7 protein-coding genes are annotated in these 11,488 nt (G+C 75.1%); 3 read left to right on the top strand and 4 right to left on the bottom strand.

The features are described 5' to 3' along the window. Positions 1-631: 631 nt before the first annotated feature. Positions 632-2,218, top strand: coding sequence for a hypothetical protein (locus Q8791_RS16645; RefSeq protein ID WP_330092633.1), 1,587 nt, complete (start codon positions 632-634; stop codon positions 2,216-2,218). Between the two features lie 86 nt (positions 2,219-2,304). On the opposite strand, the gene Q8791_RS16640 is transcribed toward Q8791_RS16645, so the two are convergent. Then, positions 2,305-2,760, bottom strand: coding sequence for a GNAT family N-acetyltransferase (locus Q8791_RS16640; RefSeq protein ID WP_330092647.1), 456 nt, complete (start codon positions 2,758-2,760; stop codon positions 2,305-2,307). Positions 2,761-3,130: 370 nt separating this feature from the next. Here Q8791_RS16640 and Q8791_RS16635 point away from each other — a divergent pair, with 370 nt between their 5' ends. After that, positions 3,131-4,897, top strand: a complete 1,767-nt coding sequence (locus Q8791_RS16635; RefSeq protein WP_330092632.1) for a PD-(D/E)XK nuclease family protein — start codon at positions 3,131-3,133, stop codon at positions 4,895-4,897. 26 nt (positions 4,898-4,923) lie between these two features. Here Q8791_RS16635 and Q8791_RS16630 read toward each other — a convergent pair whose 3' ends face one another. From Q8791_RS16630 to Q8791_RS16620, 3 genes are all read right to left on the bottom strand, one after another. Continuing rightward, a complete protein-coding gene (locus Q8791_RS16630; protein WP_330092631.1) occupies positions 4,924-6,882 on the bottom strand; it encodes an ABC transporter ATP-binding protein in 1,959 nt (652 codons plus the stop codon). An 811-nt stretch (positions 6,883-7,693) separates the two neighbouring features. Beyond that, positions 7,694-8,914, bottom strand: a complete 1,221-nt coding sequence (locus tag Q8791_RS16625) for a CaiB/BaiF CoA transferase family protein (RefSeq protein WP_330092630.1) — start codon at positions 8,912-8,914, stop codon at positions 7,694-7,696. 127 nt (positions 8,915-9,041) lie between these two features. Continuing rightward, positions 9,042-10,541, bottom strand: coding sequence for a carboxyl transferase domain-containing protein (locus tag Q8791_RS16620; protein ID WP_330092629.1), 1,500 nt, complete (start codon positions 10,539-10,541; stop codon positions 9,042-9,044). Positions 10,542-10,750: 209 nt separating this feature from the next. Here Q8791_RS16620 and Q8791_RS16615 point away from each other — a divergent pair, with 209 nt between their 5' ends. Continuing rightward, the gene (locus Q8791_RS16615) at positions 10,751-11,449 is read left to right on the top strand and encodes a FadR/GntR family transcriptional regulator (protein WP_330092628.1); all 699 of its coding nucleotides are present in this window, start codon (positions 10,751-10,753) and stop codon (positions 11,447-11,449) included. The last annotated feature ends 39 nt before the right edge of the window (positions 11,450-11,488 follow it).

Here is an 11,488-nt window from a genome sequence, read left to right as displayed (position 1 = left end):
CGGATGCCGGATGCGCGCGCAGTGGACCGGGACCGAAGACCGGCTCCTGGGATGCGATCTTCGGCCAGAGGGGAACGTCTCACCAAGGGGGTGCGCTCGACTCCCCGCGGGGCTTTCGGGGCACAATCGCGGCGCGCGGACCGGACATCCCCATGTTCCGATCCCCGTAACCACAAACCGTTCCTTTATTTCGCCCGCCATGAAACCATCGACCGCACAAACACCCCCAAGAGGGAAAAACGCTTTCGGCTCTCCACAAAAGCGCCGACCTGAATTCTGAGGGGTATTTTCTTTATGACCGCATCGGGACCTTGGGAGTGAATCGACTCGGACCGGGAGCCCCCCGCGGCCAGTGAGCCGGAGGAGCGGCGGGCGAGCGCGCCGGGGGTCGGCGACGAACCCCGGGGCTCACCCGGCCTCCGCAGGGGTACCGCCCCCGCACTCGCGTCACGTCCCGGGGCGGCGCGGCCGGAACTTCCCCGACTCCGTCGCCCCGGGGCGGGCCGAACGCCCCGTTCCACCGCCTCCGACCTGGGATGGGAGTGATTTCGGCGTTTTCCCGCGCGGGTACGTCCGGCGACGTTAGCCTGATGCCGTTTCGGCGACTCACACCACTTTGGGTGATAGGGAAATGACTGAGCGCATCTATTCTGCTGTGCACGCGTGTCTGAACTGGGCCAGGGGCGTCGACCCGCAGCCCGTGCTGGATCCCGACACCCTTCTCTTCCTCCTGACCGCGCACCTGGACGCCGGTGCGCCCGACCCCGGCGACTGGTCCATCGCGGACGTGTACGACATCGCCCGCACCGTCCGGCACTGGGACCAGACGCCCGCCGACCTCCGCGGCACCTGGCTGACCTGGTGCGACTTCCTGGTCGAGCGGGGGCTCCTGCTGTCCTCGGACAGCCCGCGCAGGCTGCGCGGGGCCATCGCCGCGGTCGACCTCTCCCCGGACGGGACCGCCGGAGCACCCGGACCGGCGGACCGGACCGCCGTGGACGAGGCCGCGCTGCCGCTGCTGGACCGGCTCGGCGTCGGGGAGGGCGGGAGTCCCGCACCCCTGCGCCCCGTCGTCCCCGCGCGCCCGGAGGACCTGGACGCCGCCGCCCGCCGGTGCCGCCCGCTCGCCGACGCCGTCCGGCTGGCCGCCTGGGTGGGCGACGGCAAGGACCTGCGCTCCGACGGGGACGGGGGCGACGAGCTGGCCCCGGGCGACACCGCCGGGGCCGCCACCGCACTGGGGCGGTCCCCCGACGAGGTGCGGACCCTGTTCTCCGTCGCCCGCGACGCCGGCCTGCTGCGCACGACGTACACGCGGGTCCTGCCGGGACGGTCCGCGCGGGCGTGGTCGGAGGGGGTGCCGGGCGCGGCCGCGGACGCCTGGGCCGACGCCCTGCTGACCATGGCGGGCCGTCGCGGGATGACGACCTTCCTGCTGCTCACCGACCTGTTCGCGCACGGTGACGCACGCACGCCGGACGAGTTGGTCGAGGTGTACGGCTCCGGGGCCGCTCCACCGGGTGAGGACCCCGGGCGGCACGTCCGGCGAGTGCTCGGCGTCCTGGCCTCGCTGGGGGCGGTCGACCCCGCCGACGAGGGGTTGTTCCGCGTCACCCGGCTCGGCGACCACTTCATGGTGCGCCAGCTGCGCCAGTCGGGGGCCGAGGTCGTGATCGCCCCTTCGCTCGCCGAGATGGACGCCGAGGACGTCCTCGCACTCGCGGACGGGGGACGCCCGGTGGACACCGAGGGCCTGGTGGAGCGGTGGCTCGCCTCGCGGGACACCGAGAGCGCCGTGTGCGATCTGTTCGAGGCCGCCGACGCGCCCGGAGCCTGGCACCGCAGGGAGCGGGTGGCGGGGGTCCTGTCGGCCCTGGACGAGGACCTGTCCCCGGTCCTCCAGCTGTACGTGCACCACCCCGTCCTGGGCGGGTGGGCGCGGAGGCTGCGCGACGCGTCCCCCGCCGCCGAGCCACTGTCGCACCAGGCGGTGTGGGCGGTTCTCGACGACTACGCGATCCGGCTCGACACGGGCCGGCCGCTCCCGGAGCGGGACCGGGAGCGGTACGCGGCGTGCCCGGAGAAGTTCGTCCGGGCGGTGTGGCTGACCGGCCATCCGGCTGCCGACACGGTGCTGGACCGGATCTCCGACGGGGCGCTGGGAGCGCTTCTGGCCGAGGCCGCCGACCGGGTACGGCCGGCCCCGGCCGCCTCCTGAGCCGCTCGCCCGGCCCGCCCCGCGCGGCCCCCGTCCCCGGCTCCGCCCGGGGCGGGTCCGGCAGGCGGCTCTCCCGGGCCCGGTCCTCAGTCCTTGACCACGAGCTCGTAGGCCATGAGTTCGACGTCGGGCAGCGGCGACAGGTCGCGGTCGGGCGCCCGCCGGAAGCCGCGCGCCTCGTAGACGTACCGGGCCGCGACCATCTCCGGAAGCGCGGCGACCAGCAGCCGTGAGACCCCCTCCTCGCGTGCTCTCCCGACCACCGCGTTCACCAGGTCCCGGCCGACACCGAGGCCCCTGGCCTCGGGCGACACGGCGAAGGCGCGCACCTCGGCCTCGTCGGCGTTGCGGGCGACCTCGCTCTCCGGCGACCAGGGCTCGAACATGACCGTCCCCAGGAGCCGTTCGTCGTCGGCCGTCACCAGGACCTCGCCGCGACCGTCCGCTCCCAGGAGCCGCAACGCATCGACGTAGGCCGGGTTCACGTTCACAAGGCCGTCGGCCGTGTAGGCCATCACGCGCAGTTCGCTGACGGCGTTCATCTCATCGGGAAGTACTCGACGCACGATCATGCAGGTCATTCAACATGATGAGGGGGTGCCGGACGGGTCTTCGCCGCACCACTCAAGGAGGGGAAATCGTCACCGTGAGTGACTTTTTACGGAGGTTTATTCCCAGCTTCCCCGCACCTGGAAATCCGCCCCGGCCACCGGCCCCGCCGTGCCCCCGGGTACCGGGGGCGGGCCCGCCCCCGGCGCGGTGGGCGTCGCGGTCGCAGGCGTCCCCGGCAGGGTCCCGGGGCCGTTGCCCCAGCCCGCTTCGAACGTTGCACCGTCGCACTCCGCCAGGTCTGTCCACAGGCCTCCGGCGGCGCAACCCGGATCGTGTCACCCTTCTTCCAGGGAGGACACCGTGACCGACCGGACCCGTGACAGCGACGACCACGCCCCCGTCATCCGACTCCTCAGCAGTTCCGCGGTGCTCGCCCGGGACGGCTGCCCCACGCACCGCCGCACGCGGGCCGACCACGCCGTCCGGCGGGACCCCGCGCTCCGGCCGCCTCCCCTCGCGGGCTCCCCGCTCGCCCTCCTCGACGCCGTCCTGGACCTGGTCGAGCACCGGGGGCTGACGGTCGAGGACGCGTGCTCGCAGCTCCCCGGCCCCGGCCCCGGCCGACGGAGCCTGGACGTGATGGGCGAGCGGGTCGCCCCGCCGCACGGCGGCCTGCTGGCCTGGGTCCGGCACGCCGCACGGGCCTACCTCGACGGCCTGTCCGGGGACCGTGCGCGGGACGGCCTCGACCGCGCCCCGGTGCCGGACTTCTGGGTGCGCCAGTACCTGCCGGACCGGGGCTCCTCCCACTCCCGTCCCTACGAGGTGTGCGCCCGGGGCCGCGGATACGCGTACCGGGACGGCGCACACCGGGTGCGGGAGCTGCGCGTCCCGCTCCTGGGCCCGGCGGGCGACCGGCGCCTCCCGGACGCGGAGGTGGCCGTCGCCGCGTACGTGCTGGCCACCGGCGCCGGGGTCGACCGCGACGTCTACGCGAGCCGCCCCGACCGCTACCGGCACGGTGTCCCCTACCCGATGCGGGGGCGCCTGGGCGGTTCCACCGCCGACCGCGAACCGCCGGACCGGGTGCGGGTGGTCCAGGCGTCCTGCCTGGACTCCTCCACCGCCGTGCTCTACGAGTCCACCGCCGCCGAGGCCGAGCAGTTCTTCGCCGCCGTGGGCCGGGAGGGCCTGCGCTCGGCCCTGGTCGGAGGGGCCCGGTCCCCCGGTACCGACTGCCTGTCCTGCGGGGTGCGGTCCGGTTGCGGTCGCCTTCCGGCCGCGCCCGGCATCCTCGGCGTCCACGACAGCACCCGGCCGCGCAGGTCGTGGTCGGTGGCCGATGGCCTGCGCTTCCGGGGCTGCCCGGCGCGCCACCACTTCCACACCCTCGGCCTGCCGGGGGACCCGCCCGAGGGCTCCGCGCCCGGGGAGCCCTCGGCCTCGCGCCGGGACGGGGCCGTCCGGGCCTGGCTGCGGCGGCTGCACGGGCGGCAGCCGCGCCGGGCCTGCGGTCCGGAAGACCTCCCCGGGGACCACGGCTCCTGGGGTGCGGGCGGGTGGGAGCTCAGCGGCGGGGAGGCCCGCCTGGGGGCCGCGATGCTCGCCGCCCACGTCGGGGTCTGTCCGCTGGTCGGGCTCCGGTCGGGGAGCCACGCCCGGGTGGGCCGCACCGTGGCCGCCGACGACACCCGGGCCGACGTCCTCGTCCTGGCCAGGCCCGATCTGCTGCTCCACCGGGGCGGGTCCTGGTGCTACCGGGACATCGGGACGACGACCGGGGACCTGCCCTCGGACGAGCGCGGGCTGATGGTCCGCGAGCCCGCGCTGGCCCTGGCCGTCCTGCTCTTCGCGTTCGGGGTGCTTCCCCTGGAGGCGGGGTCCGCGGTCGAACTGGAGGTCCTCTCCCCCGGCGGCGCGGACGTGCGGTCGATCGACCCCGGTTCGGCCTGGGCCCGGGCCGAGGCCCGGCAGGTGGTCCACGCGCTCGCCGGGCCCTGGCACCACGACCTCCGGTACCCCCCGGCCCCGGGCAGGATCTGCCGGGACTGCCCCTACCGGCGCTGGTGCCCGGCCCCCGCCTGCGGAGCCGCCCCGGGTCGTGGCCCCGGGCGGGAGGGGCGGTGACGGTCGGGGCCGCCACCGCCCCCGGGTCAGGCGCTCCGGCGCTGCTGCGGTACGGACCACTGGTAGGCGCTGGCCTGCAGGTCCCACAGCTCCCGGTAGAGCCCGTCGGCCTCCAGCAGCTCCGTGTGGGAGCCCTCCTCCACCACCCTCCCCCTGCGAAGCACCACGATGTGGTCGGCCATCCGCACCGACGCGAGACGGTGCGTGATCAGCACGACGGCCGCCCCGGTGCGTCCCGCGTGGGCGTGCAGGGAGGAGAAGAAGGCGTGCTCGGCCCGGGCGTCGAGCGCCGCCGTGGGCTCGTCCGCGATGAGCAGGGGCGTGGCGTCGCCGTCGTCACCCCGGTAGAAGCCCCTGGCCGCGGCCAGCCGCTGCCACTGTCCACCGGACGGTTCGGCCCCCTCCGCGAAGCGCTTGTCCAGCAGGGTGTCCCACCCGTGGGCGAACTCCGCCACCACCGTGTCGGCGTGCGCGGCGAGCGCGGCACGGTCCAGGCGCTCGGGGTCGTCGCCGGGACTGCTCATGACGACGTTGCGGCGGGCCGTCAGCGGCCAGTGGGTGTGGTCCTGGGCGATGACGGAGATCCGTCGCCTCAGATCGGTCGCGTCCACCCGGGCCAGGTCGGTTCCGTCCCAGCGGATCCGTCCGCGTCCCGGGCCGTACAGGCCGGACAGGAGCTTGGCCAGGGTGGTCTTGCCCGACCCGTTCTCCCCCACGAGCGCGACGGTCCGGCCGCGCCGGAGGGTGAGGCTGACGTCGTCGAGCGCGGGGGCGTCCCCGTCCCTCCCGCCCGGGTAGGTGAAGGTGACGTTCTCGACCCGGATCTCCTCGAACCCCTCGGGAGCCGGTTCCGGGTCCGCCGGGGGGAGCCTGCGCGCGGCCTCCTCCTCGAAGGCGACGAAGTCGGCGAAGTACAGTCCGGACTCGTACACGTGGGTCAGGGAGGGCAGGGCGCCGCCCAGGGCGCCCTGCGCGACCCGGATGGCGACCACGGCCGCCCCCGCGACGGCGATCTCCACGACCCCCTCGACCAGCAGCAGCCCCAGGACCACGAACACCGCCCCGGCCGCGAGGCCGCCGGCGGTGCTGCCCGCCAGCCGGATCAGGGACTGGCGGGTGGCCAGTCCGAGCTGGATGTCCAGCTCCCGGTCGGCGACCCTGTCGAACTCGGCGAGCAGCCGCTTCTCCATGGTGAACGAGCGGATCTCGGCGGCGTTGTCGCGGTTGACCATGATCTGTTCGAGCAGGAACTTGCGGCGGGCCCCCTCGGTGAACGCCATGATCATCCGGTACCGCAGGCGGGCCGCCGCCGAGGACCCCCACCACTGGGGCGCCATCGCCAGGAACAGCAGCGGGAGCAGGGCCGGGTGCAGCACGCCCAGGACGCCGACGGCGGCGACCACGCCCACGACCCCGGTGAGGACGTCGGCGGTGTGGCGGACGAGTTCCCCCGCCTGGTCGCTGCCGCGCGCATAGGAGCGGTGGAGGTGGTCGTGGAATCCGCTGTCGTCGAAGGCGCGCAGTTCGACGGCGGTGCACCGGCTCAGGAACCTCCTCTCCGCGGCGAGCACCACCTTGGGCTGCAGTCGGGCCTGGGCCCGTCCGGCGGCGGCCGAGCAGATCCCCCGCAGGACCAGGGCGAGGGCCAGCACCACCAGGGAGGGCAGTGCGGCCCGGAGCCGGTCGGGGGTGGGCGCCGCCTGGAACAGCTCTCCGAGCACACCGGTGGTGGCGATGAGCGCCCACGCGGTGGCCGCTCCCACACCGATGTTGAGCACGGTGGTCGCGAGGACGTCCCGCGGGCTGCTGCGCCAGGCCAGGGCGGCGGCCTGGGCGGTGAGGGCCGGTAGGCGGCGCCCGATCCGGGCCCAGGTGGCCTCGGCCGCCTGGGCGCCGAAGTGGCGCCAGCTCGGTGTGGTCAGTGCGGGCAGGGAGAGGCCCTCACCGGCCTCGTCGTCGGGTGTGGGCGGTGACGTGGTGCGCATCGTGATGTCCTCACGTGGTCGGGAGCCGGTCCACGCCCGTTTCCGGGCGCGCGGAAAGAGCGGCCGTGCCGTGTGTCCGCCGCAGCCTCCTCCGTGACCGGCGTTGAAGTGCTGCTGATCATGGACCCGCCGCAGGACAGTCCGAAGGGGGTTTCGCGGTTGCGGTCGGACCGGATCCGGGCACCCGTTCCCGGCCTGTCGCGGCGTCGCCCTGAGGACCGGGTGTCCCGGCCCGCACGCCCGAATCGAAAACCTGTCGGAGGGGCACACCCGGATCGGCCCCGGATACGGGCCGCCCCGAAGCAGGCCGGTCCGTCACCGATCCAAGGCCCGCCCGTGCCCGGAATCCCCGGGGCGGGTCGTCGGCCGCCGGGTCGGCACCCGGAACCCGGGTTCCCGTGTCCGGGACGCGGGTGGGGCGGGCGGTCCGGCAGTGGCTCCCGGCCCGGTTCTCGCCCGTGCGGTGGGGCGGGGAGAAGCCGCCCTGCCCGCCGACCGAGGGGCCGGGACGCTCTCGCCGCTCCCGCGGCACAGGTCACGCGGGGAAGGCCGCCCGCCCCGGGCCGCCTCCCCGGGGCGGGCGCGATGCGACGGCGCCGACCGGGCCGGGAAGCGCGCCCCCGCGACGACGGGGGAAGCCGAACGGCCGCACCGGCACCCGGGGGTGCGGTACGGCCGTTCGCATGGCTGTCGTGGTGGTCCTGGCGGCCGGTGGCAGGTGCACCGGCAGGGCGGTCCGCCGCGGGGCGGGGGCGCGGGGCTGCCGTCCGGGCGGGGAGGGGCGGCCGACGGTCCGGTGCTCCGCCGGGGGTCAGCCCACCGGCTCCGCCACCGCCTCCCGCTCCCGCTCGGCCTCGTCGAGCCAGGTCCGCACGGCGGTGTTGTGCTCGCCCAGGGCGGGGGGCGGCAGGTAGCCCCGTCCGAACTCCTCCGCCTCGTCGGGGCCGCGGGGATCGAAGCGCAGCGCCGAGCCGGGCAGTTCGACGTCGCCCAGCACCGGGTGCTCGACCGAGACCACCAGGCCCTGGGAGCGGGTCTGGTCCCACTCGTAGACCTGGTCGACGGTGCGCACCGCGCCGCAGGGCACCCCGGCCCCGCCGATGCGGCTCAGCCACTCGTCCCGGGTCCCCTGGGCGAGGACCGCCTCCACCTCGGCGATCAGGGCCTCGCGGTGCGCCACCCGGGAGGCGTTGTCCCGGAACCTGGGGTCCTCGGCGTCCAGGCCGAGCAGTCCGGCGAACCGCGCCCACTGCGCCTCACCGCCCACGGCCACCTGCAGCATCCCGTCCATGCAGGCGAAGGCGCCGTAGGGGGCGATGGAGGGGTGCTGGTTGCCCAGCGCCGTCGGTACCTCGCGCGCGACCGTCCAGCGGGTCCCCTGGAAGGCGTGCACGCCCACGATGGAGGAGAGCAGGGAGGTCCGCACGACCCGTCCGCGTCCGGTGCGCCCCCGTTCCACCAGGGCCGCGAGCACGCCCTGTGCCCCGTTCATCCCGGCCAGCACGTCCCCGATGGCCACACCGGTCTTGGTCGGCTCCTTGGACGAGGGGCCGGTCACGCTCATGAGGCCCGCCTCGCCCTGGGCGATCTGGTCGTAGCCCGCGCGCCCGCCCTCGGGCCCGTCGTGTCCGAACCCGGTGATGGAGCAGACCACCAGCCGGGGGTTGAGCTCCTCCAGGCGTTCGACGGAGAACCCGAGCCGGTCCAGGACACCCGGTCTGAAGTTCTCGACCAGGACGTCGGCGGCGCGCACGAGCCGGGTGAGCTGCTCCACGCCGTCGTCGGACTTCAGGTCCAGTTCGATGGACTCCTTGTTGCGGTTGCAGGACAGGAAGTAGGTGCTGATCCGCTCCTCCTCCGGTCCGACGAACGGCGGACCCCACCCGCGCGTCTCGTCACCCGTGCCGGGCTGCTCGACCTTGATCACCCTCGCCCCGAGGTCTCCGAGCAGCATCGCCGCGTGCGGCCCCGCGAGGGCACGCGACAGATCCACGACCACGGTTCCCTTGAGCGGGCCGTCCGAGCGGTCCATGTTCCACCTCCGGTGTTGTTCGTCCTGCCCGGTCGGCGACGACCGGGCACGTGTGTCGATCGGGAAGCCCCGTCGGAGGGGCGTCCTCGGCGGCCGGTCCGCACGGTCCGGCCGTCGGGTGTCCGGGTCAGACCCCCGCCCCGAGCAGCCGGTAGCGCCCCGTGCGCCCGGCGTGCGGAGCCCCCTCGGCGTGCGGCGGCAGGGTGGCGAGCTCGTGGGCGACCGCGGCGCCGACACGGACGCAGAACGCCTCGTCCTCGTCGGCGGCGTCTCCGTCCTCGGCGATCACCCGGTCCACGACGCCGGAGGCCAGCAGGTCGGCGGAGCCGATGCCCTGGCTCTCGGCCAGTTCCCCGGCCCGGTCGACGGTGCGGTAGACGATCGCGCTCGCGCCCTCGGGAGGGAGCGGCGACAGCCAGGCGTGCTGGGCGCACAGGACGCGGTCGGCGGGGAGCAGGGCGATCGCGCCCCCGCCGGTCCCCTCCCCCAGCAGGACCGACACCGTCGCGGTGCCGAGTGTGGCCATGTCCGCGAGGCAGTGGGCGATCTGGGCGGCCATGCCGCGTTCCTCGGCCGCCGCGGACAGTTCGGCGCCGGGGGTGTCGATGACCGTGACCAGCGGCAGCCGGAGTTCGGCCGCGAGCCGCATGGCCCGCCTGGCCTGGAGCAGCGCGGCCGGGCCCATCGGGGTCCGGGCGCCCTGCCTGCTCCGGTCCTGGCCGGCCAGGACGCAGGGGCGTCCGCCGAACCGGGCCAGGGCCACCAGCAGGGAGGGGTCGTCGTCCCCCTCGCCTGTGCCGTGCAGCCGGACGACGTCGGTGGCGGCGTGCCGCAGCAGGTCGCGTACGCCCGGCCGTTCCTTGCGCCGGGACCTCAGCACCGAGTCCCAGGTGGGGACGCGGGCGGCGGGCGCGGCGGGAGGCGCGGCCGGGAACCGTGCGGCGTCGGCCGCGCGGTCGAGGAGGACGTCGAGGGCGAGTCCGGCGGCGCCGCGCAGTTCCTCGGGGGGGAGGACGGCGTCGACGAGTCCGTGGAGGCGGAGGTTCTCCGCGCGCTGGACCCCCTCGGGGAACGCGTCGCCGTGGAGGGCCTCGTAGACGCGGGGGCCGAGGAAGCCGATGAGGGCGCCGGGTTCGGCCGCGGTGAGGTGCCCCAGCGATCCCCAGGAGGCGAGGACGCCGCCGGTGGTCGGGTGGCGCAGGTACACGAGGTAGGGGTGTCCGGCGGCCTTGTGCGCGGTGATGGCGGCGGCGATCGGCGCCATGGACACGAAGGCGCGGGTGCCCTCCTGCATGCGGGTGCCGCCCGAGGCGGGTGCGGCCAGCAGTGGCAGTCCTTCGGCGGTGGCGCGTTCGACGGCGTCGAGGAGGCGTTCGGCGGCGGCGATCCCGACGGAGCCGGCGAGGAAGCCGAACTCGCAGGCCACGACGGCGACGCGGTGTCCGTGCAGGCGGCCCTCGCCGGTGAGGACGGCCTCGTCGCATCCGCTCGCGGTGTGCGCGTCGGCCAGGGCGACGGCGTAGGCGGCGTCGGGGCGCACGTCGGCGGGGGCGCTGTCCCAGGAGAGGTAGGACCCCGTGTCGAGGACGAGGTCGAGGAGTTCGTGAGCGGTGCGTCGGGTCCCCACAGCAACCTCCAAATGGTTCAGTGGCTAGGCCACTAGGCCTTAACGCCAGGGTGGCATGCCCACCCCCGGTTTGTGAAGCCCCTCCCGATCCGCGTTCGCCCGCCGGAGCGGTCGCCGTCACCCGCCGAACCCCCGGGGCCCGGGGGCGGGATGCTCTAGCCTGGAAGCCCTCTGACACAGCCGGATGCGTAGATCAGGAGCCACCGAGCGTGCCTGCCAAATCCCGACCCCGACCACCGGCTCGACCCCGTCTGTACGAACAGCTCGTGGAACGTCTCGTCGAACACATGCGGGATGCCGGGCTGGGCGTCGGCGACCGGCTGCCGCCCGAGCGGGAACTGGCCTCCGCCCTGGAGGTCAGCCGGGCCTCGGTGAGCCAGGCCCTGGTCGCACTGGAGGTCCAGGGGGTCATCGAGGTCCGGCACGGCGACGGGGCGATCATCCGCCAGACCGTCTCCGAGCAGGGCGTTCTCGCCCTGCTGCGCGACCGGGCCAACCGGCGCGCGGAGATCATCGAGGCCCGGCAGGCCCTGGAGGTCAAGCTGGCGGAGCTGGCGGCCGAGCGGCGCACCCCCGAGGACCTGGTCGCCATCGACGCGGCGCTGGACCTCATGCGCCAGGAGGTCGAGAACGGCGACCGGGGGGTCACCGGCGACGAGCGGTTCCACGCGGCGATCACCGCGGCGGCGCGTTCGCGCCTCCTGACCCGGATGATGAACGAGCTCGCACCGATGATCCGGGAGACCCGGCTGGAGTCCCTCTCCCAGCCGGACCGGCCCCAGGCCTCGCTCAGCGGGCACGAGCGGATCGGCGCCGCCATCCACGCGGCCGACCCCAAGGCCGCCGCGGACGCGATGCGCGACCACCTGCTGCTGGTCTCCCGCGTGGTCGGTCCGGCCGTTCCCTGAGGCGCCGCACCGGACCACAGGCTCGGCCTGTGGTCCGGT

Source organism: Nocardiopsis codii, from assembly GCF_036327455.1.
GTDB lineage: Bacteria > Actinomycetota > Actinomycetes > Streptosporangiales > Streptosporangiaceae > Nocardiopsis > Nocardiopsis codii.
The sequence above is the reverse complement of the archived record's forward strand: the minus strand, read 5'-3'. Positions and strand labels throughout refer to the sequence as shown.

Coding starts and splice junctions, on each gene's coding strand:
- Q8791_RS16630 (WP_330092631.1), bottom strand. CDS start 6,882: ATGCGCACCACGTCACCGCCCACACCCGACGACGAGGCCGGTGAGGGC.
- Q8791_RS16625 (WP_330092630.1), bottom strand. CDS start 8,914: ATGGACCGCTCGGACGGCCCGCTCAAGGGAACCGTGGTCGTGGATCTG.
- Q8791_RS16640 (WP_330092647.1), bottom strand. CDS start 2,760: ATGAACGCCGTCAGCGAACTGCGCGTGATGGCCTACACGGCCGACGGC.
- Q8791_RS16645 (WP_330092633.1), top strand. CDS start 632: ATGACTGAGCGCATCTATTCTGCTGTGCACGCGTGTCTGAACTGGGCC.